Raw genomic sequence first — 24,469 nt, 5'->3', positions numbered from 1 at the left:
ATCACGGACATCACAAGATCGCTACTCGATCTTCAGGCCGGCGAACTCGACGACCTTCTTCCACTTCTCGGTCTCGGCCTTGATCTCTTCGCCGAACGCCTCGGGCCGCGGCTCGCCGCCGAGCTCGACCAGGCGCTTGGTCATGTCCGGCTCCTTCATCAGCGTGTTGATCTCGCCGTTGAGCTTGGCGATGATCTCCTTGGGCGTGTTCTTCGGCGCACCCATGCCGAACAGCGCGCTCGCCTCGTAGCCCTTCACGGTCTCACCGATCGCCGGCACGTCGGGCAATTGCGGCGAGCGCTCCGCCGTGGTGACGCCGATAGCGCGGAGCGAACCGGAACGGATGTGCTGGATGATCGAGGGCATGTTGTCGAAGATCACCTGCACCTGGCCGCCGAGCATGTCGGTGATCGCGGGCGCGGCGCCGCGATAGGGCACGTGCTGCATCTTGCAGCCCGTCAGCGCCATGAACATCTCGCCGGACAGATGCACCGAGGTGCCGTTGCCCGAGGAGGCCATGTTGACCTTGCCGGGATTGGCCTTCACGTATTCGATGAACTCGGCGACGGTCTTGGCCGGCACGTCCTTGTTGACGGTCATCACGTTCGGCACGCGCTGGAACGAGGCGATCGGCGCTATGTCCCGCACGAAGTTGAACTTCAGATTGGTGTAGAGCGAGGCGTTGATGAAGTTGGCCGGATTGATCAGTTGCAGCGTGTAGCCGTCGGGCTCGGCGTTGACGACCGATTCGGTGGCGATGTTGTTGCCGGCACCCGGCTTGTTCTCGATCACGAACTGCTGGCCGATCTTCTCCGACAGCCGCTGGCCGATCAGCCGCGCCAGGATGTCGGTGGCCCCGCCCGGCGGATAGCCGACCACCCATTTCACCGGGTGGGCCGGATAATCGGCGGCAAGTGCCTTCGACAGCGGGCTGACTGCAAGCGGACTGGCGGCGAGCAGGCTCAGCGCGGTACGGCGAGTGATCATCTCAAGGGTTCTCCCAACGTGTTGTTCTTGAAGCCAGACAGCTTGAAAGTGGCGTCGATGCGGTTGTAACAAAGCTTGCCGCAGGCGGAAAGTCCACGGGGCGCATCACGACGAAAGGATAACGCATGCCGGTCAAGGTCGAAGCCCTCGATCATCTCGTGATCAACGTCGCGGACGTCGCAGTGACCGCCGATTGGTACGGCAGGATTCTCGGCATGGAAGTCAAGGTGTCCGACCCCGGCGGCGGCAAAGCGCCGCGGACTTCGCTACAATTCGGTAACCAGAAGATCAACGTCCGGCCGCGCGATGCCGACAAGGTGGAGTGGTTCACCGCGGACCACCAGACCGCCGGCGGCGAGGATCTGTGCTTTCTCACTTCCGCCGCCCCCGACGAGGTGGTGGCGCATTTGAAGGCATATGGCGTCGCGATCGAGCAAGGCCCGGTTCCCAAGCAGGGTGCCCGCGGCACGCTGCGCTCGGTCTATTGCCGGGATCCGGATGGGAGTTTGATCGAGATTTCGTCGTACGCGGATTGACCAGCGCATTTGCTCCCTGCGCCATCCAATGGCAAAAGAGCTCCCGACAATAATCTGAAGACAGCCGCCAACCAGAAGCAGGCTGCACGGGAGCAAACATGCCGAACGACACGGCCGCCGGAATCGTGAGCCCATTCGACGGGCTCGACGTGCCCTCGCTGCTGAAGATGCGCGCCGAAATGCGCAGCTCACATCCGTTCCTGATCTGGGCGCCGTTCGACGCGCCCGTACGGCACTGGAGCTATCGCGAGTTTCACGAGCGGGTCGGCGCGCTCGCGGCGGGACTGGCGAAGCGCGGCGTGAAGCCAGGCGAATATGTGCTCATTCATCTCGACAATTGCATCGAGGCGCTGCTGGCCTGGTTTGCTTGCGTCGAACTCGGCGCCATCGCGGTGACCACCAACACGCGCTCGGCACCGGCCGAGCTCGACTATTTCGCCGATCATTGCGGCGCGGTCGCCGCGATCACACAGCCGGCCTATGCCGAGATCGTTGCGCAGAACTGCCGCAACATCCGCTGGATGGCAGTGACCTCGCATGATTCGGGCGCGGCGCCTGCGCAAGCGGTCTCACGCGGCGACAGTTTCGAAGCGCTGTTCGCCGACAGCGCCGATCGTCCCAGGCGTGCGACAGATCCGCTCGCGCCGTGCAGCGTGCAATATACCTCAGGCACGACATCGCGTCCGAAGGCGGTGCTGTGGACCCACGCCAATGCGCTGTGGGGCGCCAAGATCAACGCCGCGCACGAGGACCTGCACGCAAGCGACGTGCATCAGACCTATCTGCCGCTGTTCCACACCAATGCGCTGGCCTATTCGATGCTGGCGGCGCTATGGGTCGGCGCCACCTGCGTGATCCAGCCGCGCTTTTCCGCCAGCCGGTTCTGGGGCGTCGCGCGCGAGCACGGCTCGACCTGGACCTCGACGATACCGTTCTGCATGAAGGCGCTGCTCGAGCAGGAGGTCCCGCGCGATCACAAATTTCGCTTATGGGGCACCGCGATCAACGAGCCGCCGGCCTTCGCCGCTTTCGGCGTCAAGATCATCGGCTGGTGGGGCATGACCGAGACCATCAGCCACGGCATCGTCGGCGAGGTCGACCAGCCCAACGTCCCGATGTCGATCGGCCGCGCCGCGAGCGAATACCAGATCCGCATCACCGACGATGACGGAAGGCCGACGCAGGTCGGCGACACCGGCAATCTCTCGATCAAGGGCATCGTCGGCCTGTCGCTGTTCGCCGAATATCTGCACAACGAGAAGGCGACACGCGAGAGCTTCGACGAGCACGGCTTCTTTCTCACCGGTGATCGCGTGGTGCGGCTGGAGAACGGCACTATCCGCTTCGGGGACCGCAGCAAGGACATGCTCAAGGTCGGCGGCGAGAACGTCGCCGCGTCCGAGATCGAGCAGGTGGTCGCACTCGTCCCCGGCGTGCGCGAGGCCGCCGTGGTGGCGAAGACGCATCCGATGCTCGACGAGGTGCCGGTCGTCTTCATCATCCCGCAGGGTGGCGTCGCCGGCGCGCGGCCCGATCTGCACGAAGCCGTCATGACCGCCTGCCGCACCGGCCTCGCCGACTTCAAGGTGCCGCGCGAAATTCGTTTCGTCGACGACATGCCCCGCTCCACGCTGGAGAAGGTGGCGAAGGCGGAGCTGAGGAAGATGGTGGGGTAGCTCGTAGGATGATGCTTCAGAACGATCCCAGCGCCACCGGGCGGAACGCCTGCAACAGCTGCTGGTCCAGCTTGCCGCCCATGCCTTCCATCATCGCAAACGCGCGCGAATGGGTGAACGGCATGCGGTAGGCGCGCTTCTCCACGAGTGCGGCGTAGATGTCGACGATCGTCGTGACCCGCACGATGTCGCTGATCTGGTTGCTCGAAAGCCCGTTGGGATAGCCAGAGCCGTCGAGAAATTCGTGGTGGTGCAGCACGACGTCGAGCATCTCCGGCGGGAAGCCGCCCTGGGCTGCGAGCGCGTCATAGCCGCGGCGCGGGTGCTGGCGGACTTCGGCCATCTCCTCATCGGTGAGCTTGCCGGGCTTGTCGAGCAGCGCGGAGGGAACGAAGGCCTTGCCGACGTCGTGCAGCAGCGCGGCGCGGGTCAGCCGGCGCTGATCGTCCTCGCGCATGCCGAGGTGCTGAGCGAAGGAGACCGCAAATCCGGTGACGAACAGGCAGTGGCGGTAGCTGCCGACATGGTGGCAGCCCACCGTGGTGAGCCATTCGCGCAGCGAGGAGTGCTTGATCGCCTTCAGGATCTTGCTCTCGGCGGCGATGACGTCGTCGAAGGTCAGCGGCACGCCGAGCGGCAGCTTCTCGAACATCTTCTTCAGAATCGCATGCGCCGCCTCGACGCCGCGATTGAGCGTCTTGCCGCGATCGGTCGCGTCGTAGACGGCGGTGTCAGGGAATGCCGCACGGATGCGCTGCAGGATAGCCTCGGGCTGAAGCGGCCGCGAAATGGTGTCGGTGGCGCCCAGCGCCCAAGCCTGCATGGTGCCGTGATGCAGGGCGTCCGCAAGCACGAACAGCCGCGGCATCGCGCGATAGGCGTCGCCGCGCAGCTTGTTGCGCACCCGCTGCACGCTCTCGGGCGAGCGCAAATTGATGTCGACCACGAGGCCGGAGAGCTCGCGCGAAGGCTGCTCGGGGAGCTCCTGGGTCGTCACCGTCGCGACGTCGCCGACCGCCTTGAGGATGCTGGCGAGCTCGGTGCTCTCGTCGCTCCGGTCGGAGGCGAGCAGAAGCCGGCGTTTGGCGGCGGTTTTGGCTGAGGCGTTCATGGCTTCCCCAAGAGCACACGGGACTGGATTTGGCGTCAGCCTAAGCCGGATCAGGTTCTCCGGCCCTTAAGAGGCGTGCTCAATGGACCCCTGCGGAATCAGGGACAATCTTATGGATTTCGCTCCCCGAGCGGTTCCACTCAAAAGAGCGAAAACAACCCCATGCACAGTAGGGATGTGCTTGTAAGTAAAAGGGTTTTCCAACGACAAATCCGCCGGAGACTGGCCCCCGGCGGATCATGTCAGGTCAATCGCGGCCGGCTTACGCCTTCATCGCGCCCTTCACGGCTTCGGCCGTGATCGGCAGGGCTCGGACGCGGGCGCCCGAGGCGTTGAAGATGGCGTTGCCGATCGCGGGTGCAATCACCGTCACGGCAGGCTCGCCGACGCCGGTGGCCTTTTCGCCATTGGCGATCACGGCGATCGCGACCTCCGGCATCTGGCTCATGCGCAAGGGCGTGTAGCTATCGAAATTGGTCTGTTCGATGCCACCATCCTTCAGCGTCGCCTTCTCGTACATCGCCAGCGACAGGCCCCACAGCGCCGCGCCCTCGACCTGGGCGCGGATGTTGTCGGGATGCACTTGCGTGCCGACGTCGGTTGCGACCGTGAGCTTCTTCACGGTTACCTCGCCCGACGGCGCGACGGCGACATGGGCAACGCAGGCCGTCCAGCTTGCAGTCGCACGTTCCTGCGACGACACGCAGGCGACGCCCATGCCCTCACCCTTCGGCAGCTTCCTGCTGCCGTAACCGGCGAGACCCATCGCGGCGAGCAGCGTGTTGCGGAGCCGCTGTGCGCCGCCGTCGTTCTTGCCGGCGCCGTCGAGCAGCGAGATGCGGAACTGCGCCGGGTCCTTGCCGGTCGCGGCCGCGATCTCGTCGATCATGCTTTCGACCGCCCAGAACGTCCAGCCGGGCGCCACCGATCGGAGCTGACCGGACGGGGTGGCGTTGTGCGCCATCTCGTTCTTGATCGCGCGCACATAATGGTTGGGCACGGTGTAGAAGAAGTCGGCCCCGTTCACCGTAAAGGAGTCGAGTGGACCCTTCTTGTCGACCGACGGCGTCAGGAAATCTGGGATTCCCCAGCGCTGGGTCGGCCAGGCCGAGACCACGTCGTGGCTGAGCGCGATGAGCTTGCCGTCGCCGTCCACGCCGGCCTTCACTTTCTGCAAGGTGAGCGGACGCGAGAAGTCCATCGTCATGTCGTTTTCGCGTGTGTAGATCACCTTCACCGGCTTGCCGATGGCCTTCGCCGCCTGCACCGCCGGAATCATCATGTCGGCATCGAGCCTGCGGCCAAAGCCGCCGCCGAGCCACATCTGGTGCATGACCACGAACTTCGGATCGATCCCGGCTGCACCCGCGGCGATCCCACCGGAGCGCGTCGCGAACTGGTTGCCGGAATAGATGTGCAGGATGTCGCCCTTGAACTCCGCGGTGGCGTTCATCGGCTCCATCGGCGCGTGGATGTTGATGCTGGTGGTGTACTCCGCCTCAAGCACCTTGGCCGCCGTGCCGAACGCCGCCACGGGATCGCCGTCCTTGACAAAGAACTGTCCGGAATCGTCGAGAGCCTGCAGCCGCTTGGCCTCGGCATACAGCGACTCGCTCGACACCTTCGCGTTGGGACCGCCGTCATAGCTGATCTTCAGCGCGGCAGCGGCCTTCTTGGCGTTGGCGTAGGTGCTGGCCACCGCCACCACCCAGCCCGACGTCGTCTGCGTCTTGTCGTCGAGGGTGACGGCCTTGATGAAGCCCGGCACCTTCTTGGCGGCGCTGTCGTCGACCGATTTCACCGTGGCGCCGAAGCGCACCGGCGGCGTGACCACCGCGCCATAAGCCATGCCCGGAATCATCACGTCGATGCCGTATTTGGCCGTGCCGTTGGTCTTGGAGGGGATGTCGAGCTGCGGCACCGACACGCCGATCATGGTGTACTGATCCGGAGTCTTCAGCTTGATCGCCTTCAGCTCGTCCGGCGTGAAGGTCTTGGTCGCCTTACCGCTCTTGACGACATCTGCGAACGACATCTGCTTCTTCGACTTCGGATGCGCGATCATGGAATCGCGCACCACGAGATCGGACGCCGGCACGCCCATCGCGGCGGCTGCGCCTTCCGTCAAGGCCATGCGGCCCGCGGCACCCGCGCGGCTCATGGCGTCGAAGTTCATCATGGTCGACCAGCTGCCGCCGGTGATCTGCGCACCGAGCACGGGGTCGTTGAACTTCGGATCGTTGGAGGCAAGCTGAACGCGCATGTCGCTCCATTTGGCCCCTAACTCTTCGGCCACGATCTGCGCCATGGTGGAGGCGATGTGCTGGCCCATGTCGGCCTTGCCGCAGGTGACGGTGACAAGACCATCGGGCGCGATCGCGTACCAGACGCTGGGCTCGAAGTTGGAGGGCGCCGCAAGCGCCTCACCGATGCCGGGTACACCGGCATAACCGAGCACGAGGCCGGTTGCGGCGGTGCCGACCAGGAAGGAGCGGCGGCTAAGATCTGATGTCTCTGATGTGACGTTCTTCACGTGCCGGTTCATGTGGGCCTCCGTTCGTTGCCGGAGGCGGATGCGGTGCGCATCTCGGTTGCGGCGCGCATGATTGCCTTCTGGATCCGCGAATAGGTCATGCAACGGCAGAGATTGCCGTCCATATGCGCCACGACCTCTTCCTTGGTCGGATTGGGATTCTTCGCGAGCAGCGAAGCCGCCTGCATGATCTGCCCGGACTGGCAGTAGCCGCATTGCGGCACCTGCTCGGCGATCCACGCCTTCTGCAAGGGATGATCGCCCTTGGCGGCGAGGCCTTCGATGGTGGTGATCTTCTTGCCGGCGACATCGCCGACCATGGTCTGGCACGAACGCACGGCTTCGCCGTTGACGTGCACGGTGCAGGCACCGCACAGGCCGGCACCGCAGCCGAACTTGGTGCCGGTCATCTGCAATTGCTCGCGGATCGCCCAGAGGAGCGGCGTGTCGTTCGCCGCATCCACGGACATACTCCGCCCGTTGATGGTGAGAGTTGGCATAGGCGTCTTCCCCTGCCGGTGCATGAAGCCGCTTACGGCGGCAACTTGTGTCGCGGACGCCCACCGGGCCGGCGCCAGCCTTGCCCGCAAGAATGATCGGGTTCAGCGGCGGAGGCAAATGCAATTTGGAATCGATCGAAACAAACGCGCCGCCTGCTCGTTGTGCGTCGCGACAAGGGCGATGTTGCAGCCACTGAACGCAACCGAGTGCGGCGCCAGGCATGCGAGCCATCGCAATCAGGCGGTTTCCTCCGAGTAACCCGGCGCGTTAGGATGGGCCAAGAAACAAGATAACAAGGTGGAAGCAATGCCAAGGATCGATCGGGACGGCGTCGGAATCTATTACGAGGTTCATGGCGAGGGGCCGCCGCTGCTGCTGACCCATGGCTACTCCTCGACCTCGGCAATGTGGCATGGGCAGGTCGATGCGCTTGGCAGGGATCACAAGCTGATCTTGTGGGACATGCGCGGTCACGGCCAGTCCGACTACCCCGACGATCCCGCCGCCTACAGCGAGGCGCTGACCGTCGGCGACATGGCCGCGATCCTCGATGCAGCCGGCGCTGAGCGCGCCATCATCGGCGGGCTGTCGCTCGGCGGCTACATGACACTCGCTTTCACTCGCGCGCATCCGATGCGCGCCCGCGCGCTGCTGATCATCGACACCGGCCCGGGCTTCAAGAAGGACGACGCGCGCGAGGCCTGGAACGCGCGAGCGCTCGCCACTGCCGACAGGCTCGATCGCGAAGGCCTCGACATGCTGAAGGCAGCGACGCGCGAGCGCGCCACGGCCAGCCATCGCAATGCCAGGGGATTGGCGCTTGCCGCACGCGGCATGCTGACCCAGCGCGATGCGAAGGTGATCGAGCTGCTCCCGGAGATCCAGGTGCCGTCGCTGATCGTGGTCGGTGCCGACGACACGCCGTTCCTCGCAGCGTCGGACTACATGGCCGCAAAAATTCCCGGCGCGCAAAAGGTCGTGATCCCCGCCGCCGGGCATGCCGTCAACATCGATCAGCCGCAGGCTTTTGTTGACGCGGTGGTGCCTTTCCTGAAGAACTTGCCGGGATAGGACGGTCGGACAGGAACACTGGCAATGAAGCGAGCGATGTTGGCGGCGGGCGCGGTGTTGCTATCGGTATCTGCGCAGGCCGAGCCGTTCGGCACCATGCCGCCGCGCCTCCCTTTTGTTGCGACCTTGTCGAACAATACGCCGCTCGCTTTCGGCATGGATGCCGAGCAGACCGCGCGCGCCCTGGGGCAGCCGCTGCGATACGTTCGCGGACGTCCCGGCAGCGAGATCTACCTCGCTTTGCGCAACATCGGTGGCAGCGGATTGATACCCTCTCGCCATCGCCTGTTCCTGCAATTCCGTCACGGACGATTGGCAGGATGGAAGGAAGACTACGGCGAAAACTGGATGTGGGAGTAGGTGGTTCCCCTCATGGTGAGGAGCGCGCCCCTTGCGCGCGTCTGGCGGACGATATTGCGCATCACCGCGAGAACCATGCAGGCACGGCCTGCCTCCCCTCATCCTGAGGAGCTTGCAAAGCAAGCGTCTCGAAGGATGGAGGCCCGGCTGAAGCGTCACGGGCCTCTATCCTTCGAGACGCGCGCAAGGGGCGCGCTCCTCAGGATGAGAGGAGAGATTAGAATTCGTGTCAACCAAAGGACAACCCGCGTGGGACAAGACATCAAACTGACGGCTTCCGACAATTTCCAGTTCGGTGCCTATCGCGCTGAGCCCTCGGGCAGGGCGAAGGGCGCGGTGGTGGTGATCCAGGAGATCTTTGGGGTCAATCATCACATCCGCTCGGTCTGCGATCGCCTCGCCGGGGAAGGCTATGTCGCGATCGCGCCGTCGATCTTCGACCGGACGTCGCCGGGCTTCCAGTCGGGCTACACGCCTCACGAGATCGCGGAAGCGCGCAAGTTCGTCGCCAGCCCGGATTGGGAGGCGATGCTGCGCGACACGCAGGCGGCGATCGATGCGGTGAAGAGCGTCGGCCCGGTCGGCATTATCGGTTTCTGTCTCGGCGGCAGCATCGCCTTCGTCGCGGCGACGCGGCTGTCGGGCCTGAAGGCCGCGATCGGTTATTACGGCGGCGCGGTCGTGCGCTTTGCCGACGAGACACCGAAAGTGCCGACGCAGCTGCATTTCGGCGAGAAGGATACCGGCATCCCCCTGACCGACGTCGAGACCGTCAAGACCAAGCGGCCGGATGTCGAGGTCTTCGTCTATCCGGGCGCCCAGCACGGCTTTCATTGCGACGAGCGGCCGAGCTACGACAAAGCCAGCGCTGACATCGCCTGGCCGCGCAGCATGGATTTTTTTGCGAAGCATTTGAAATAGGGCCGCACTTGCTGCCGTCATTCCGGGGTACGTCGAGCGGCGCAGGCCCGGAATGAGGAGAGCAGGAATCGGGTGGCCGCCTCACGGCGCGTGGCGATAGAGCAGGCGGATCAAGCCAGCTCACGCCAGGAGACCGCCATGCAGCAGGACATCACGCACCTCGTCATCCGCAATCCATTCGGAACCATGGACGTCTCCTCGCCCGATGATTCCGAAGTGACAGACTATGCCGCGACCGCCACGCTGGCCGGCGATGCAACCGACGGCAACGCGGCGGCATGGGCCTCCATCGCGACAATGTCCGATCCGATCGAGGGCCGCTGGGCAAGCCGCTGGAATGGCGGCGCCGATCCGACCATCGCCGGCGATACGGCGGAGAAATGGAAGCAGGGACGCGCCGAGGTTCAGGTCAAAGGCGAGCGGATCTATCTGCGCTTCGACTGGGACGACGGTCGTCGGCACGGGCTGATCGATGCCGCGCGCGACGGCGCGGGTCGCCTGGTCGGAAAATACATCAACCTGACCACGCCGGCGATCACGCGGCCATGGATCGGGCTAGTGGTCGACGCCAACAGGATCGACGGATGTTTTCCGAGCGGACGGCTGGATTTCAGGCGGTGAGCTAGAACCAGCGCTCGCCGATGAACACGGTGTCCCCGGGGGCGAGGGGCGTGCCGAGCGGGACGATAGCGCGCATGGAGCCGCCGGCTTCGGTGTGCGTGACGGTGACCACGTCGCGCTTGGCGCGCGGCGAGAAGCCGCCCGCGATCGCGACGGCGCTTTCGACCGTCATGTTCGGTACGTAAGGATATTGTCCGGGCGCGGAGACTTCGCCGAGGATGAAGAACGGGCGATAGGCCTCGATCTCCACGGCCACCGAAGGCTCGCGGATGTAGCCGTTGCGCAAGCGTGCGGCGATCTCGCCGGCGAGGCCGGCCGGGGTACGACCGCGCGCCGGCACGCCGCCGATCAGCGGCATGGTGATGGAGCCGCCAGCATCGATGGCGTAGCTGTTGGTGAGACCTTCCTGGCCATAGACCACGACGCGCAGCCTGTCGCCTGCATCGAGATGGTAGGATGAATCGTAGCGGACCGGCGCCGCCATCGGTGCGGCATAACCGACCGGCATTGGCGCAGGCGAAGAGGCAAAGGAATTGCGCAGAGCCCCGATGGCGCCGCCCCCGTCGCCGACGACGACCGGCTGTGGCGCGTAATAGGGCTGGCCATAGGCCATGGAGTCGAGATCGGCGCGCGGCTGCATCACCGCGACAGGGCCGGCGGTCTGCATGCAGCCGCCAAGCGCAAGCGCGGCGGACGCTGCCAAGGACGTTGCCAAGATCGACCATCGAAACGCGCGTGCAACCGGCACCGGACCTATCCCTCGAAACGAGACAGATCCAGTGTTGCACCAGTTATGGTTAATAAAGCGTTGAGGGGCGCGACGATGCTCGCTGCGCTCCCTCTCCCGCTTGCGGGCACTGCTATCGCATATGGCCTTTTGGGCCAGCCTGAACGCGCGCCTCGTCCTTCGAGACGACCGCTCTGCGGTCTCCTCAGGATGAGGCTAATCGGCATCGGGGCCTGTTGAAACTGTTGCCGTACACTCCATCCTCATCCTGAGGAGCCCGCCTAAAGCGGGCGTCTCGAAGGATGGGCCGCCGGAAACTGCTCTCAAATGCCGCTGCCCTGCTCTTGCAGGAGAGGTACAGCGAGTTCGTCGCCAGCTTACGCGCTCACACCGACGCCGATCGGGCAGGACACGCCGGTGCCGCCCAGACCGCAATAGCCGGCGGGATTCTTCGCCAGATATTGCTGGTGATAGTCCTCGGCAAAATAGAATTCGCCGGCGGGTGCGATCTCGGTGGTGATGGCGCCGAGACCTTTTGCGGCAAGCGCCTTCTGATAGAGCGCCTTCGATTGATCGGCCGCTTTCTTCTGCGCGTCCGAATAAGTGTAGATCGCGCTTCGGTACTGCGTGCCGACATCATTGCCCTGGCGCATGCCCTGGGTCGGGTTGTGGCTCTCCCAAAAAATCGTCAGCAACTTCTCGTAGGAGATCTTTTTCGGATCGAACACGACCAGCACCACTTCGGTGTGGCCGGTGCGGCCTGAGCAGGTCTCTTCATAGGTCGGATTCGGCGTGTGGCCGCCGGCATAGCCGACGGCGGTGGCGTAAACGCCGTCGCCGAGCTCCCAGAACTTGCGCTCCGCGCCCCAGAAGCAGCCGAGCCCGAACACCGCCTGCTCGGGGCCTGCGGGATAAGGCGGCTGCAACTTCGCGCCGTTGACGAAATGGCTGGTCGCGGTCGGAATAGCTTGCGCACGGCCGGGCAGCGCTTCCGTGGCGCTCGGCAATGCGGTGGTCTTGCGCATGAAAAGCATGATTGAATCTCCGCAACGAGCTGTCGGTCGCTTGAGACAGGTGCTCAGGCGGCGTGCTCGCGATCAGGTGGGAATATAGGGATCTACGCCGCAAGGGGCAGCCCTGTTACGCCGCGCGCGCCCCGGCTCAGTCGCGGGAATTGAAAGCTCAATCCCGGGAATAACCGATCAGCGGCTTGCGCGGGCGAAACAGGATCATCAGGAGGATGCCTAGAATGCCGAGGACGGCGAAAACCGGTTGATCCAGCACCAGGCGGATCACTGAGGTCCAGAGCCATGGCGCCTTGGCCTCGACCCAGGTCCGGAACGCCGTCTGGCTGCCCTGATTGATGTCGTTCCAGAACTGGCCGAAGCGGGTGAACCGCAGGGTCTGGTCAGCCACCCAGCGGGCGCCGTCATAGACCATGAAGATGAATCCGCCGGCGAGCAGCAACAGCCCAATCAGTCGGAAAAAGCCGCGGATCATGCTTCACCTTATATGGTCGTCCGATCGGACGATCCTCGTAACGCTGCCAGCCAATACAAGGGAGACGGCAGAAATTCAACCTCTTCAGGGCGTTACGGCACTCATCCAGGCCCTAGGGGCTGGTTTTCCAGCCCGGGAAAGCGTTGACGGTGCCAAAGACCCTCTCTATAAGGGCGCCAACTGGCGGCGGGCGCAATCCTGCCGCCGCTGTTCTTTGAGCAGTTGCAGGCTCTTTGGGCTTAGAGGCTCTTTGGGCCTCAGAGACAGCCGCAAGGCTGTCGCTCATGTTCCGGGAACAGCCTAGCAACCGAACACCCTGATTCCGAGCGTCGATTACGCGGTCAAGCAAGCCGGCGCTACCGACCAAGACGCGACCGGTACCCGCAAAGGACATTGAGACCATGGCCAATACCACTTCCGCCAAGAAAGCGACGCGCAAGATCGCCCGCCGCACCGCCGTCAACAAGTCGCGCCGCACCCAGATGCGCGGTGCCGTGCGTAACGTCGAAGAAGCCATCAAGACCGGCGACCGCGCCGCCGCTGTGACGGCGCTGGCGAATGCCGAGCCCGCTTTGATGCGCGCAGCCCAGCGCAACATCATTCACAAGAACAACGCCAGCCGCAAAGTCTCGCGGCTCACCGCGCAGATCGCCAAGCTCGCCAAGTAAGCCCGCGAGTAATCTGGCGAGTGACCTAGCAAGCCTTCGTTCGATCGGACGATCCGGTCGCACATCGCACGCGTCAAACAGCCCGGCATCACGCCGGGCTTTTTTGTTGCCAGCCATAGTCACGCAAGCAGTCAGGCGCGACCGACCTTCGATCGAAGGATCGCGGCGTCCACGCCATTAGTTCTACCTGCGGGTGATTTTGCAACAGGGGAAACTTTTCACCGCGGTGCAAAAAGCCCTTGCGAGGCGGGCTCAAGTTGAATTCCTGCGCCTGCGCGTTCTTCACACCGTAGTTTCACCGGATCGCGCCAGGCGATGGAGTTACCCTGTGAAACGAGACTCAAAAAACGGTGTCTCGCTAATCACTTATCGACATAGTGACGCCAAGCATTTGGAAAAATCGCCCGCGCGTCTCGCCGCGTGACGCTTTTGTAAAGAATTTTTGGCAGTGGCGGAGAATTGTCACACAAGGCGCGGCTCTTTCGATTCTGTGTACGAATCCAAAACCTTGGTCTGAAGCCTGTGCACAAGTCGCGCGCGGCGTTAACGCAGATCAAGTTTTTTGGCGCCTCAAGTGTGAATCAATTTCGTTGCGAGTCCTTCGGCATAGTGTATTCCTTAAGGCGTCAGCGGCGCCCACGATCTTGAGACCAGCGCGGTATCGGAAACGGGGCGAGCGTGCAAATCGGCGGCGATGTGCACGTAAGCGACGCTTAACCCAGCGATTGTCGGTTCGAAACCCATAGCAATATGGGAACGGTAGTTCTTTGTCTGAATGTCTCCAAGCGGGATCTTCCCGCTCGCGCCCAGCGCAAAATGAGAGACATCTCGAGGCTACTCCGACACGCAGGATGGCGAAGCCGAGCGGACGACGAGTACAGACGGGCGCATCCGCGGCTGGAGCAATTCAGATGCGGTTGTTTTTTCAGGCAGGACCTTGCCGTGAGCGATCACGGCAGGACGGGGAGGTATCATGTCCTACGGATTCAACGCGGTGTTGACACAGATTCCATCGTTCGACGATGCCGTCTCCGATCCGTCCTGCGTTCAGCCCCCCTCGTGTGAGGGCGCGCCGAGTACGCGCTGACCTCGCGAACTCTCCATCTCCGACATCGCTGATCTGACCTCGCGGCGTTCGCGCCGAACGGTCGAGCTGTGCCCGACGATGGAATCGCTTGAGGTCGCGCCATGACGGGGAACCCCGCTTGGCGTTCACAACGCAACCTTATCTCTCAAGAGAAGTTTTTTAACGATGAATCCATCGGAACAGGATCGCTGGTCACGCGTGAAGAGCCGGCTGCGCACGAACGTAGGCGAAGACGTCTATACGAGCTGGTTTGCTCGCATGGATCTGGAAGGTGTGCAGGAGGAGAGCGTGCGGCTCTCGGTCCCCACGCGCTTCCTGAAGAGCTGGATTCAGGCGCATTACGCCGAGCGCGTGCTGTCGTGCTGGCAGGCCGAGATGCCCGAAGTGCATCGTATCGATCTCACCGTGCGTTCGGCCGTGCGTCCGGTCGTTCAGCAGAAGGAAGTGCCCGCGCCCGTCGAAGCGCGCCGCTCGCCTGCGCCGGAGCTGCGCTCGACCGCGACCGCGCCGGTCTCGGCCAATCACGATGCGCTCGGCGGCTCGCCGCTCGATCCGCGCCTGACCTTCGCAAGCTTCGTCGTCGGCCGCTCCAACACGCTGGCGCATGCCGCTGCGCGTCAGGTCGCGGAGGGTCGCCGTGGCGATCCCGTCATGTTCAATCCGCTCTACATCCATGCGGGTGTTGGACTCGGCAAGACGCATCTCTTGCAGGCGGTGACCTGGGCCGGAAATTCCGGCAACGAGCGCAAGGTGCTTTACCTGACCGCGGAAAAATTCATGTACGGCTTCGTCGCCGCGCTGAAGACGCAGACGGCACTCGCCTTCAAGGAAGCGCTGCGCGGCATCGACGTGCTCGTGATCGACGATCTCCAGTTCCTGCAGGGCAAGTCGACCCAGGCCGAGTTCTGTCACACGCTGAACGCGCTGATCGATGCCGGCCGCCAGGTCGTGATCGCGGCCGACCGTCCGCCGTCCGATCTCGAAAGCCTCGACGATCGCGTGCGCTCGCGGCTGGCCGGCGGCCTCGTGGTCGAGATGGCCTCGCTCGGCGAGGAGCTACGGCATGGCATTCTCAAGTCGCGCGTCGCGGCGGCCCGCGCCCATCACGCGACGTTCGAGGTGCCGGAGGAGGTTCTGACCTATCTGGCCCGCGCCATCACCCATAACGGCAGGGATCTCGAAGGCGCGATCAACCGCCTGCTCGCGCACTCGAAGCTCAACAACCGGCCGGTGACGCTGGAAATGGCCGAGCACGAGGTGCGCGACCTGATCCGACCGCAGGAGCCGAAGCGCATCAAGATCGAGGACATCCAGCGTGTGGTGGCGCGGCAGTATAATGTCAGCCGCTCCGACCTGCTGTCCTCGCGCCGGACCGCCAACGTGGTCCGTCCGCGCCAGGTGGCGATGTATCTCGCCAAGACGCTGACCCTGCGCTCGCTGCCGGAAATCGGCCGCCGCTTCGGTGGGCGCGACCACACCACGGTGCTGCACGCCGTTCGCAAGATCGAAGCCCTGGTTTCCAAGGACACGGCGCTGTCGGACGAGGTCGAATCGCTGAAGCGTCAGCTTCAGGAATAAACGCCCAGGTCTTTCCCCTTCCCCCGCCGCCCCGGCCATGCCTGGGCGGCGGGCGTGTTTTTGCCTGTAAATCGTGGGGAACCATCCCGCGATCCCTTGAAACGGATGACTTTACGCGCCACCTTGCGCGACCCTGAAGGCTTTGGTCATATCGGCTGGATGATCCGGCTTTGGGGGTCTTCGGTACCGTGGCGCGCGTCCCGCCGCCCGGCTTTTCCAAATTTGTGTTTCCTTGGGGATCGGGCGAGTAGTGCAATGAAGGTTACGGTCGAACGCGCGCAACTCCTGAAGTCGCTGGGCCATGTCCACCGCGTGGTCGAGCGCCGCAACACGATTCCAATCCTCGGCAACGTGCTGGTCCGGGCCGAGAACGCGAAATTGTCGCTGAAGGCGACCGACCTCGACCTCGAGGTGACGGAAACGCTCGCGGCGGAAACCACGACCGCCGGGTCCACCACCGTGCCGGCGCACATGTTCTACGACATCGTGCGCAAGCTGCCGGATGGTTCGCAGATCGTGCTCGAAGCCGACGGCGACCGCGCCGTGCTGGCGATCCGCGCCGGCCGCTCCCGTTTCACGCTGCAGACGCTGCCGGAGAATGATTTTCCGGATCTGGCCGCCGGCGACATGTCGCATTCGTTCTCGCTCGCCGCCAAGGACGTCAAGCGGCTGATCGACCGCACCCAGTTCGCGATCTCCACCGAGGAGACGCGCTACTACCTCAACGGCATCTATCTGCATGCCGCAGGCTCCGCCAATGCCGCGACCCTGCGCGGCGTCGCCACCGACGGCCACCGCCTCGCCCAGCTTGACCTGGTCCAGCCCAAGGGCGCCGACGGCATGCCCGGCGTGATCGTTCCGCGCAAGACGGTCAGCGAGGTGCAGCGCCTGATCGAGGACAACGAGGCCGAGGTCACGATCGAGCTGTCGCAGGCAAAGATCCGCTTTACCATCGGCAATGTGGTCCTGACCTCGAAGCTGATCGACGGCACCTTTCCCGATTACAGCCGTGTCATCCCGCAAGGTAACGACAAGGAGCTCGTCGTCGACAAGAAGGATTTTGAGAACGCGGTCGACCGCGTTTCCACCATCTCCAGCGAGCGCGGGCGGGCCGTGAAACTGTCGCTGTCGCCGGGCAAGCTGGTGCTGTCGGTGACCAACCCGGATTCCGGCAGCGCGACCGAAGAGCTCGAAGTCGAATACGCCTCCGACGCTCTCGATATCGGCTTCAATTCCCGCTATCTGCTCGACATCGCAGCCCAGATCGAAGGCGACGTCGCAACGCTCCGGCTCGCCGACCCCGGCTCGCCGACGCTGGTGCAGGACCGCGACGACAAGAGCGCGCTGTACGTGCTGATGCCGATGCGGGTGTGAGGGACGTGCTCCCGCGCGGACACCAGGTATTCGTATTCCGTCATGAACCAGGCGCGATGCGCCTTACCGCGCCCTCTCCCCTTGCGGGAGAGGGCAGCTCCGCTATTAGCCAAGATCTTACTCGGGTGAGGGGTCCTCTCGCGACACTTCCTGTGCGGAGACAACCCCTCACCCGCCGTCGCTGCGCGACGGCACCCTCTCCCGCAAGGGGAGAGGGGAAGAGCACCGCGTCCCAACAACATTCAGAATGAGCGCCGATGCCGCGCGGCTCGCATCATCGGCCGACTGCCAGGCATCTTCGCCAGTTCGCGAAGAGCATGCGGCACGAACCAACGGATGCTGAAGCAGCTATGTGGCGCTTACTGAGGGATCGCCGGCTATCGGCCTACAAATTTCGCCGACAGGCTCCGATCGAGAACTACATTCTCGACTTCGTCTGCTTCGAGAAGCGCCTTGTGATCGAGATCGACGGCAGTCAGCACGCAGAATCAGGAAGCGATGCAGCGCGTGATGCGGCTCTCTCCGCTGAAGGCTTTGTCATCGCGCGTTACTGGAACAATGACGTATTACAGCAGCCCGCTTCGGTATTGGAGGATATCCTTGCAAAGCTTGCTGCGCGGTAACATACCCCTCACCCGTCGCCTCACTTCGTGAGGCGCCACCCTCTCCCACAAGGGGAGAGGGGATCAGAGCGCGCCGCAGTTTCAACATGACCCCCTCCCGCATTCATCGCCTGACGCTGACGCATTTTCGCAATTACCGGGCGGCGGGGCTCGAGGCGACGGCTGACATGGTGGCGCTGGTCGGGCCGAACGGGGCGGGCAAGACCAATTGCATCGAGGCGATCTCGTTCCTGTCGCCGGGACGCGGCTTGCGGCGTGCGACGCTGGACGACGTTGCCGACAACCAGGGCGACGGCTCCTGGGCGGTATCTGCACAGGTCGAGGGCGCGCTGGGCCTCGCCACGCTCGGCACCGGCATCGATCCGCCGCGCGCCGATGCCGCGGTCAGCCGGCGCTGCCGCATCGACCGCGAACCGGTCAATTCGGCGGCCTCCTTCGGCGACCATATCCGCATGGTGTGGCTGACGCCGGCGATGGACGGGCTGTTCATGGGTGCGGCGTCCGAGCGCCGGCGCTTCTTCGACCGCCTCGTGCTTGCCATCGACAGCGACCATTCCAGCCGCATCTCGGCGCTGGACCGCTCGCTGCGCTCGCGCAACCGCCTGCTCGAGACGCGCAATTACGACGACCATTGGTGTGACGCGATCGAGCGCGAGACCGCGGAGCTTGCGGTCGCCGTCGCCGCAACCCGCGGCCAGACCGCGGCACATCTCACCGGCATGTTGAATGCACGCGCGCAGACCTCCGCCTTCCCCTCGGCGCAAATCGGGCTCGACGGCTGGATGGAGAACGCGCTGCTGAACGAGACCGCGACGTCGGTCGAGGACCGCTACCGCCAAATCCTGCGCGACAACCGTCCGCGCGACGCCATCGCCGGCCGCACCACGGACGGTCCGCATCTCACCGATCTCCAGGTGATCTACGCGCCGAAAAGCATGCCGGCGCGCGATGCCTCGACCGGCGAGCAGAAGGCGTTGCTGATCGGATTGGTGCTGGCGCATGCGAGCCTGGTCGCCGAGATGACCGGCATCGTGCCGCTGCTGCTGCTCGACGAGGTCGTCGCGCATCTCGATCCCAGCAGGCGCGCGGCGCTGTTCGACGAGCTGCGCAAGCTCGGCGCGCAGGTGTGGCTGACCGGCGCAGATCCCGCCGCCTTCGCCGAGATCGGCACCGGGGGCGAGATCTTTGACGTCGAGAGCGGACAAGTCAGCGCGCGTCGGTGAGCCGCCGCATTGAACCCGCGGGGTCCCGTCAACGACTAGCTGCCTGAGGCCGCGCCGATAGTGTCGCAGCCGTTGCCATCGCGCGATGACACTGACGCGCGCGACATTCCTACGAACTGGGCGTGCCCGGCCGTCCGGCCCACACCAACATCCTCACCGTCGCGGCCGGCGACGCCTGGGAGCTCACCGTCGGGCGCGACGGCGAGGCATGGTCGCCGCTCCAGCTCTATTGAGACCTCCGAGATCTTTGAACCTGCCCGCTTCCCGACGCGACTTCTGGTCTGAGACCGCGCCGACGGTGGCGCAGCCGTTGCAATCGCACGCGCCAAAGCGCCGCGCGGCATCCTGGAGACGTAACCATGTCGATGATCCCGCGCGGGACGCAAGTCCCGGCACGATGGCAGCTGCTTGCATGCGGTCTCTTCCTGATGGCGAGTTGCTCGATCGCGGCCGGCGCCGACGAGGGCATCGTCGACGTTCACGCGCTGCCGCAGCTCGAGGGCGCGGTGGAAGACACCTGGCGCCCCGATCCCTATCGCGCCGAGTATCGCATGCCGACGCCGCAGGCGGTGACGCTGCCCGCGGTCCAAAAGCTCCTGAGCGCCAACGGCTGGGTGCCCTATGTGATGCCGCTGGAGGAGAAAAGCAGCCTGCTGAAGTTCAAGAAGGGTCGGCAGGGCCTTTTCGTTCATTTCACGCAGGCGCTCGGCCGGCCCGACCAGTCCGTGGTTTACTACACGACCGACCGGGTCTACGGGAACGTGCCATTTCCGGAAGGCGCAAGCGACATCGTGTTTGACGGGACGCGGCCCTATCTCGACTGCATCGCGCCGACGCCGCTGGATGCAACGTCGGACTTCTACAGCAGCCAGATGGCTGCGATCGGCTGGCAGAAGCTCACGCCGGAAACCGCTGCGCGCTGGACGACCAGCCTGGATGAAACCGTTCCCAACGGCCTGCGCGCGTTCTACGCGCACGCCGATAGCAAGGAGACCGGCTTTTATCAACAGAAGCCCGTGATGCTGACGCTGACGCGCCGCGACGATGGCCGCACCAATGTCGATATCCGGGTCGCGCCCTTTGCGCTACCCAGCGAGCTCAAAGCGGATAGCGATCTGGCCGGCCTGCCGCGACCGAGCCCGACCAAGACGGCCAAGGGCCTCGGCAGCGCAAGCTCCGACAAGCGCGAAATGTCAGCCGCCGCGATGCCCGAGCTGCCCGCCGTGCTCGCTTTCTATCATCGCGAGCTCGCCGCGCGCGGCTGGCAGGAGGACGGCAGCGCGCCGCGCGCGCCCGGCGACGAGGTCGCGATCAGGATCTCTTCGGCTGAGGAAACCGGCCTGCTGCGGCTTGGCCGCAAATACGATTTCACCATGGTCAGCCTGACCGCGCAGGTGAAGGAATCCGCACTTGCCGCCCGTGCCAAGGCGAAGAAGGAGGCCGACGAGAAGTTCCTTGGGGATGCGTTAGGTGCGGCCAAGCAGCTCATCACCGCCGACGAGGCAAGACGCAAGGTGCAGGCGGCCGCGCTGTCAGATGCGCCGCTGAATGCACTGGCCGACAGCAAGACGCCGGTGCCGCTGCCTGAAACCGCCGAGGGCGTGACGTTCGAGGGCGACGACGGCCGGCTCGAATTCTCCTCCACGTCGAGCGTGAAGGCGCTCGCCACGTTTTACCGGGCGCTGCTGAAATCAGCAGGCTGGAAGGAGCAGCCGTCCGTCATCAACCAGCCGAGCATGGCGGTATTGGAGTTCGCAAAGGGTGGCAAATCGATCTCGATGACCGTGATGCAGATGGGGCCGAAGGTGAATGTCAGCGCCAACGGATCGGGCCTGGTGATGGCTGCAGCGAAGCCCGCCCAGGCCAAGCCGGGACAGGTCGCGTCGGTGCAGGCCAAGTCGGCCGAGCCGCTCACGCTCGATCCCGATTCCGCCCTGCCGGTGCCCACGCAGCACAGCTCCACCGGCGTTAGCTCCACGAAATTCCCCGGCAGCGACCAGTCGTTCCGGACCGAGCTCGAAGCCAGCATCCCCGCCGCGCTTGGCGACGTCCTCGCGTTCTATCGCACGGAGCTGGCCAAGCGCGGCTGGCAGGAGAAGGCCGACGGTGCGACCGTGACCGCCAAGCGGGCGGAGCTCGCGTTCACCTCGCCGGAGGGGCCGGCCGTGCTGAAGCTTGGCCGCGCCAGGGACGAGACAATTGTCCGCCTGGTGCAGCGGAATCCGCAGGCCGCGGCCAAGGCCGACATCATGCCGAAGGCCGGACAGGCCAGGCTGATGCTCGGCAATATGGGGCCCAAGGAAGCATCGCTGACGATCAACAATCAAACGGTGAAGATCGCGGCCGGCGCCGGCGGCCCGCAGTCGCCGAAAGGCCCGATGCTCGATCTGCCGCCCGGCAAGTACCAGTACGCGCTGCGTCTGGCGGGACGCCCTGCCCGGACCGAGACCCTCACCGTGGCCGCCGGCGATGCCTGGGGCCTCCTGGTGGGGCCAAACGGAGACGTGCTGCCGCTTCAGATGTATTGAGCCTGCAAGGCCGTTCCGGGCGTTCCAAGCGCCTCGGAACGCCCCTCGCCCCCGCAAAATCCACGCCTTCCACGGCCCGAAACGGCTTCTCCAATCGCGCTTTTTCCAGCGCCTGGAATCGGCCTTCGAAAGCCTTGAAAACCGGCCAAAAACACCTATCTGATCAAGGACTTGTCGGGAGATACTTTGCGCTAGGCGCAATCCGTCTTTCGTGGCACAAATAGCCCGCATATCAGCGCCTTTTGCGCCGCTGATTCGGGCGACATCTCGAAGGCCTCTCATGACAGAACCTGCTCGGCAGACGCCTGCCGAAAACGAACCCTCAAATCCGAGCGATTACGGGGCGGAATCGATCCGCGTGCTCAAGGGTCTCGATGCCGTCCGCAAGCGTCCGGGCATGTATATCGGCGATACCGATGACGGCTCGGGCCTACATCACATGGTCTACGAGGTCGTCGACAACGCGATCGACGAGGCACTCGCGGGCCACGCCACGCGCGTCGATGTCGTGCTCAACGCCGACAATTCCGTCACCGTGCGCGACGACGGCCGCGGCATTCCCGTCGACATCCACAAGGGCGAAGGCATCTCGGCGGCCGAGGTCATCATGACCCAGCTGCATGCCGGCGGAAAGTTCGACCAGAACTCCTACAAGGTTTCCGGCGGCCTGCACGGCGTCGGCGTCTCCGTCGTCAACGCGCTGTCGAGCAAGCTCGGCTTGCGCATCTGGCGCGACAACAAGGAGCACTACATCGAGTTCGCCCATGGCGACGCAGTTGCACCGCTCAAGGTCGTCGGCGACGCGCCCGGCAGGCGCGGCACCGAGGTGACGTTCCAGGCCTCGACCGAAACCTTCAAGAACATCGAATATGATTTCGCGACGCTGGAGCACCGGCTGCGCGAGCTCGCCTTCCTCAATTCCGGCGTCAACATCGCACTCTCCGACATGCGTCACGCGGTCGAGAAGCGCGAGGAGATGCACTATTCCGGCGGCGTCGAGGAATTCGTCAAGTATCTCGACCGCAACAAGAAGGCGATCGTGCCGGCGCCGATCATGGTGCGCGCGGAAGCCAACGGCATCGGCGTCGAGGCCGCGTTGTGGTGGAACGACAGCTACCACGAGAACGTGCTGTGCTTCACCAACAACATCCCGCAGCGCGACGGCGGCACCCATCTCGCCGGCTTCCGCGGCGCGCTGACGCGCCAGGTCAACGGCTATGCCGATGCCAACGCGAAAAAGGAAAAGATTGCGCTCACCGGCGACGACTGCCGCGAAGGCCTCACCGCCGTTCTCTCCGTGAAGGTGCCGGACCCGAAGTTTTCGTCGCAGACCAAGGACAAGCTGGTGTCCTCGGAAGTGCGCCCCGTGGTCGAGAACGTGCTCAACGAGGCGCTCCAGGCCTGGTTCGAGGAGCACCCCTCCGAAGCCAAGATGATCGTCGGCAAGGTGATCCAGGCGGCCGCGGCCCGCGAAGCCGCGCGAAAGGCGCGCGAGCTGACGCGCAAGAGCCCGCTATCGGTCTCTTCGCTGCCCGGCAAGCTCGCCGACTGCCAGGAGAAGGACCCGGCGAAGTCCGAGCTCTTCATCGTCGAGGGTGACTCGGCAGGCGGCAGCGCCAAGCAGGGCCGCAACCGCGAGTTCCAGGCCGTGCTGCCGCTGCGCGGCAAGATCCTCAACGTCGAACGCGTGCGTCCCGACAAGATGCTGGGAAGCGAGCAGATCGGCACGCTCATCACCGCGCTCGGCACCGGCATCAGCGACGAGTTCTCGATCGAGAAGCTGCGCTATCACAAGATCATCGTGATGACGGACGCCGACGTCGACGGCGCTCACATCCGCACGCTGCTGCTCACTTTCTTCTACCGGCAGATGCGGGACATCATCGACGGCGGCTATCTCTATATCGCCCAGCCGCCGCTCTATAAGGTCAACCGCGGCAAGTCCGAGCAATACCTGAAGGACGAGCGGGCGCTGGAAGATTATCTGATCGATACCGGGCTGGACGATTGCGTCTATATTCCGGGTACCGGCGGCGATCGTACCGGCCGCGACCTGCGTTCGCTGGTCGACGACGCCCGCGCCGTCCGCGGCATCCTGCGCAGCCTGCACACCCGCTACAATCGCAAGGTGATCGAGCAGGCCGCCATCACCGGCGTGCTCAACAAGGCGATCTACGGCGATCCGGAGAAAGCCGCTGCGGCCGCGCAATACATCGCCGCCCGCCTCGACACTCTCGCCGACGAGGTCGAACGCGGCTGGGTCGGTCAATACGTGGAAGGCCATGGCTTCCAGTTCGAGCGCACGGTGCGCGGCGTCAAGGAAGCCGCCATCATCGACGACGCCTTCCTCGGCTCGGTCGAAGCGCGAAAGCTGGACGAGTACACGGTGAAGCTCCAGGACGTTTATGTCCGCCCCGGCAAGCTGCGGCGCAAGGACGTGGAGCATATGGTCTACGGCCCGGTCGATCTGTTCGAAGCCGTCACCGACGCCGGCCGCAAGGGCGTCACGCTGCAGCGCTACAAAGGTCTGGGCGAGATGAACCCGGAGCAGCTCTGGGAGACGACGCTCAACATCGACGCACGCTCGCTGCTCCAGGTGAAGGTCAAGGAGGTCGACGAGGCCGACGACATCTTCACCAAGCTGATGGGCGACGTGGTCGAGCCGCGCCGCGACTTCATCCAGGAACATTCACTGAGCGCGACGATCGATATCTAGCCCCGACCTCGCTGCACCTCTCCCGCTTGCGGGAAAGGTCGGCGCGCGACGGGCGATGCGAAGCATCGTCCCGAGCGCGGCGGGTGAGGGCTTTCTCCTCGCGGGGATATTCTCCGTAGATTCGACAA

At 64.4% G+C, this 24,469-nt stretch carries 20 protein-coding genes; 13 read left to right on the top strand and 7 right to left on the bottom strand.

The annotated features are described in order from the left end of the window. Positions 1 to 21 precede the first annotated feature (21 nt). Positions 22 to 987 carry a Bug family tripartite tricarboxylate transporter substrate binding protein gene (locus ABIB06_RS17960; protein ID WP_354125604.1) on the bottom strand — a complete coding sequence of 322 codons (966 nt, stop codon included), beginning with the start codon at positions 985 to 987 and terminating at the stop codon, positions 22 to 24. A 125-nt stretch (positions 988 to 1,112) separates the two neighbouring features. On the opposite strand from ABIB06_RS17960, the gene ABIB06_RS17955 reads away from it, so the two are divergent. Both ABIB06_RS17955 and ABIB06_RS17950 read left to right on the top strand, forming a co-directional pair. Next, positions 1,113 to 1,523, top strand: coding sequence for a VOC family protein (locus tag ABIB06_RS17955; protein WP_354049013.1), 411 nt, complete (start codon positions 1,113 to 1,115; stop codon positions 1,521 to 1,523). Between the two features lie 98 nt (positions 1,524 to 1,621). Next, positions 1,622 to 3,199, top strand: coding sequence for an ATP-dependent acyl-CoA ligase (locus ABIB06_RS17950; RefSeq protein ID WP_354069167.1), 1,578 nt, complete (start codon positions 1,622 to 1,624; stop codon positions 3,197 to 3,199). 16 nt (positions 3,200 to 3,215) lie between these two features. On the opposite strand, the gene ABIB06_RS17945 is transcribed toward ABIB06_RS17950, so the two are convergent. The 3 genes from ABIB06_RS17945 to ABIB06_RS17935 all read right to left on the bottom strand — a co-directional run bounded on the left by ABIB06_RS17945 (position 3,216) and on the right by ABIB06_RS17935 (position 7,343). Then, on the bottom strand, positions 3,216 to 4,310 hold the full coding sequence (locus ABIB06_RS17945; protein ID WP_354049009.1) for an HD-GYP domain-containing protein: 1,095 nt from the start codon (positions 4,308 to 4,310) through the stop codon (positions 3,216 to 3,218). 262 nt (positions 4,311 to 4,572) lie between these two features. Next, positions 4,573 to 6,855 carry a xanthine dehydrogenase family protein molybdopterin-binding subunit gene (locus ABIB06_RS17940; RefSeq protein ID WP_354049007.1) on the bottom strand — a complete coding sequence of 761 codons (2,283 nt, stop codon included), beginning with the start codon at positions 6,853 to 6,855 and terminating at the stop codon, positions 4,573 to 4,575. After that, on the bottom strand, positions 6,852 to 7,343 hold the full coding sequence (locus tag ABIB06_RS17935) for a (2Fe-2S)-binding protein (RefSeq protein ID WP_027514647.1): 492 nt from the start codon (positions 7,341 to 7,343) through the stop codon (positions 6,852 to 6,854). Before ABIB06_RS17935 ends, ABIB06_RS17940 begins: the two co-directional genes overlap by 4 nt. A 307-nt stretch (positions 7,344 to 7,650) precedes the next feature. Here ABIB06_RS17935 and ABIB06_RS17930 point away from each other — a divergent pair, with 307 nt between their 5' ends. From ABIB06_RS17930 to ABIB06_RS17915, 4 genes are all read left to right on the top strand, one after another. Continuing rightward, positions 7,651 to 8,415, top strand: a complete 765-nt coding sequence (locus tag ABIB06_RS17930) for an alpha/beta fold hydrolase (protein ID WP_354049005.1) — start codon at positions 7,651 to 7,653, stop codon at positions 8,413 to 8,415. Between the two features lie 24 nt (positions 8,416 to 8,439). Continuing rightward, positions 8,440 to 8,775 (top strand): hypothetical protein, encoded by a 336-nt coding sequence (locus ABIB06_RS17925; protein ID WP_247351555.1) that lies wholly within the window; start codon positions 8,440 to 8,442, stop codon positions 8,773 to 8,775. Positions 8,776 to 9,024: 249 nt separating this feature from the next. Beyond that, a complete protein-coding gene (locus ABIB06_RS17920; RefSeq protein WP_247351553.1) occupies positions 9,025 to 9,696 on the top strand; it encodes a dienelactone hydrolase family protein in 672 nt (223 codons plus the stop codon). A 138-nt stretch (positions 9,697 to 9,834) separates the two neighbouring features. Then, positions 9,835 to 10,317, top strand: coding sequence for a hypothetical protein (locus tag ABIB06_RS17915; RefSeq protein WP_247351551.1), 483 nt, complete (start codon positions 9,835 to 9,837; stop codon positions 10,315 to 10,317). Position 10,318: 1 nt separating this feature from the next. Here ABIB06_RS17915 and ABIB06_RS17910 read toward each other — a convergent pair whose 3' ends face one another. The 3 genes from ABIB06_RS17910 to ABIB06_RS17900 form a co-directional block, all read right to left on the bottom strand. Continuing rightward, positions 10,319 to 11,065: a polysaccharide biosynthesis/export family protein gene (locus tag ABIB06_RS17910; RefSeq protein ID WP_247351549.1), complete on the bottom strand. Its 747-nt coding sequence runs from the start codon at positions 11,063 to 11,065 to the stop codon at positions 10,319 to 10,321. A 356-nt stretch (positions 11,066 to 11,421) separates the two neighbouring features. Continuing rightward, on the bottom strand, positions 11,422 to 12,078 hold the full coding sequence (gene msrA, locus ABIB06_RS17905; RefSeq protein WP_354049002.1) for a peptide-methionine (S)-S-oxide reductase MsrA: 657 nt from the start codon (positions 12,076 to 12,078) through the stop codon (positions 11,422 to 11,424). 148 nt (positions 12,079 to 12,226) lie between these two features. Beyond that, positions 12,227 to 12,544, bottom strand: a complete 318-nt coding sequence (locus tag ABIB06_RS17900; RefSeq protein WP_247351545.1) for a hypothetical protein — start codon at positions 12,542 to 12,544, stop codon at positions 12,227 to 12,229. Positions 12,545 to 12,945: 401 nt separating this feature from the next. Here ABIB06_RS17900 and rpsT point away from each other — a divergent pair, with 401 nt between their 5' ends. From rpsT to gyrB, 7 genes are all read left to right on the top strand, one after another. Beyond that, positions 12,946 to 13,212 carry a 30S ribosomal protein S20 gene (gene rpsT / locus ABIB06_RS17895; RefSeq protein WP_007598259.1) on the top strand — a complete coding sequence of 89 codons (267 nt, stop codon included), beginning with the start codon at positions 12,946 to 12,948 and terminating at the stop codon, positions 13,210 to 13,212. Between the two features lie 1,252 nt (positions 13,213 to 14,464). Next, the gene (gene dnaA / locus ABIB06_RS17890; protein ID WP_247442002.1) at positions 14,465 to 15,877 is read left to right on the top strand and encodes a chromosomal replication initiator protein DnaA; all 1,413 of its coding nucleotides are present in this window, start codon (positions 14,465 to 14,467) and stop codon (positions 15,875 to 15,877) included. Between the two features lie 255 nt (positions 15,878 to 16,132). Further along, positions 16,133 to 17,251, top strand: a complete 1,119-nt coding sequence (gene dnaN, locus ABIB06_RS17885; RefSeq protein WP_354048998.1) for a DNA polymerase III subunit beta — start codon at positions 16,133 to 16,135, stop codon at positions 17,249 to 17,251. 257 nt (positions 17,252 to 17,508) lie between these two features. Further along, positions 17,509 to 17,874, top strand: coding sequence for an endonuclease domain-containing protein (locus tag ABIB06_RS17880; RefSeq protein WP_247351540.1), 366 nt, complete (start codon positions 17,509 to 17,511; stop codon positions 17,872 to 17,874). 86 nt (positions 17,875 to 17,960) lie between these two features. Continuing rightward, positions 17,961 to 19,097 carry a DNA replication/repair protein RecF gene (gene recF, locus ABIB06_RS17875; RefSeq protein WP_354048996.1) on the top strand — a complete coding sequence of 379 codons (1,137 nt, stop codon included), beginning with the start codon at positions 17,961 to 17,963 and terminating at the stop codon, positions 19,095 to 19,097. A gap of 359 nt (positions 19,098 to 19,456) precedes the next feature. After that, positions 19,457 to 21,625, top strand: a complete 2,169-nt coding sequence (locus ABIB06_RS17870) for a hypothetical protein (RefSeq protein WP_354048995.1) — start codon at positions 19,457 to 19,459, stop codon at positions 21,623 to 21,625. Positions 21,626 to 21,905: 280 nt separating this feature from the next. Next, positions 21,906 to 24,341 carry a DNA topoisomerase (ATP-hydrolyzing) subunit B gene (gyrB, locus tag ABIB06_RS17865; RefSeq protein ID WP_354048994.1) on the top strand — a complete coding sequence of 812 codons (2,436 nt, stop codon included), beginning with the start codon at positions 21,906 to 21,908 and terminating at the stop codon, positions 24,339 to 24,341. Positions 24,342 to 24,469: the final 128 nt, after the last annotated feature.

This window comes from Bradyrhizobium sp. LB8.2, from assembly GCF_040548035.1.
GTDB lineage: Bacteria > Pseudomonadota > Alphaproteobacteria > Rhizobiales > Xanthobacteraceae > Bradyrhizobium.
Note: the sequence above shows the minus strand (reverse complement) of the source record. Positions and strands in the feature narration are given on the sequence as shown.

Excerpts from the sequence above, each read along its gene's own strand:
- recF (WP_354048996.1), top strand. The coding sequence starts at position 17,961 with ATGACCCCCTCCCGCATTCATCGCCTGACGCTGACGCATTTTCGCAAT.
- gyrB (WP_354048994.1), top strand. The coding sequence starts at position 21,906 with ATGACAGAACCTGCTCGGCAGACGCCTGCCGAAAACGAACCCTCAAAT.
- ABIB06_RS17960 (WP_354125604.1), bottom strand. The coding sequence starts at position 987 with ATGATCACTCGCCGTACCGCGCTGAGCCTGCTCGCCGCCAGTCCGCTT.
- ABIB06_RS17880 (WP_247351540.1), top strand. The coding sequence starts at position 17,509 with ATGCCGCGCGGCTCGCATCATCGGCCGACTGCCAGGCATCTTCGCCAG.
- msrA (WP_354049002.1), bottom strand. The coding sequence starts at position 12,078 with ATGCTTTTCATGCGCAAGACCACCGCATTGCCGAGCGCCACGGAAGCG.
- dnaN (WP_354048998.1), top strand. The coding sequence starts at position 16,133 with ATGAAGGTTACGGTCGAACGCGCGCAACTCCTGAAGTCGCTGGGCCAT.
- dnaA (WP_247442002.1), top strand. The coding sequence starts at position 14,465 with ATGAATCCATCGGAACAGGATCGCTGGTCACGCGTGAAGAGCCGGCTG.
- ABIB06_RS17940 (WP_354049007.1), bottom strand. The coding sequence starts at position 6,855 with ATGAACCGGCACGTGAAGAACGTCACATCAGAGACATCAGATCTTAGC.
- ABIB06_RS17925 (WP_247351555.1), top strand. The coding sequence starts at position 8,440 with ATGAAGCGAGCGATGTTGGCGGCGGGCGCGGTGTTGCTATCGGTATCT.
- ABIB06_RS17930 (WP_354049005.1), top strand. The coding sequence starts at position 7,651 with ATGCCAAGGATCGATCGGGACGGCGTCGGAATCTATTACGAGGTTCAT.
- ABIB06_RS17915 (WP_247351551.1), top strand. The coding sequence starts at position 9,835 with ATGCAGCAGGACATCACGCACCTCGTCATCCGCAATCCATTCGGAACC.
- ABIB06_RS17935 (WP_027514647.1), bottom strand. The coding sequence starts at position 7,343 with ATGCCAACTCTCACCATCAACGGGCGGAGTATGTCCGTGGATGCGGCG.
- ABIB06_RS17955 (WP_354049013.1), top strand. The coding sequence starts at position 1,113 with ATGCCGGTCAAGGTCGAAGCCCTCGATCATCTCGTGATCAACGTCGCG.
- ABIB06_RS17950 (WP_354069167.1), top strand. The coding sequence starts at position 1,622 with ATGCCGAACGACACGGCCGCCGGAATCGTGAGCCCATTCGACGGGCTC.
- ABIB06_RS17900 (WP_247351545.1), bottom strand. The coding sequence starts at position 12,544 with ATGATCCGCGGCTTTTTCCGACTGATTGGGCTGTTGCTGCTCGCCGGC.
- ABIB06_RS17870 (WP_354048995.1), top strand. The coding sequence starts at position 19,457 with ATGTCGATGATCCCGCGCGGGACGCAAGTCCCGGCACGATGGCAGCTG.
- ABIB06_RS17945 (WP_354049009.1), bottom strand. The coding sequence starts at position 4,310 with ATGAACGCCTCAGCCAAAACCGCCGCCAAACGCCGGCTTCTGCTCGCC.
- rpsT (WP_007598259.1), top strand. The coding sequence starts at position 12,946 with ATGGCCAATACCACTTCCGCCAAGAAAGCGACGCGCAAGATCGCCCGC.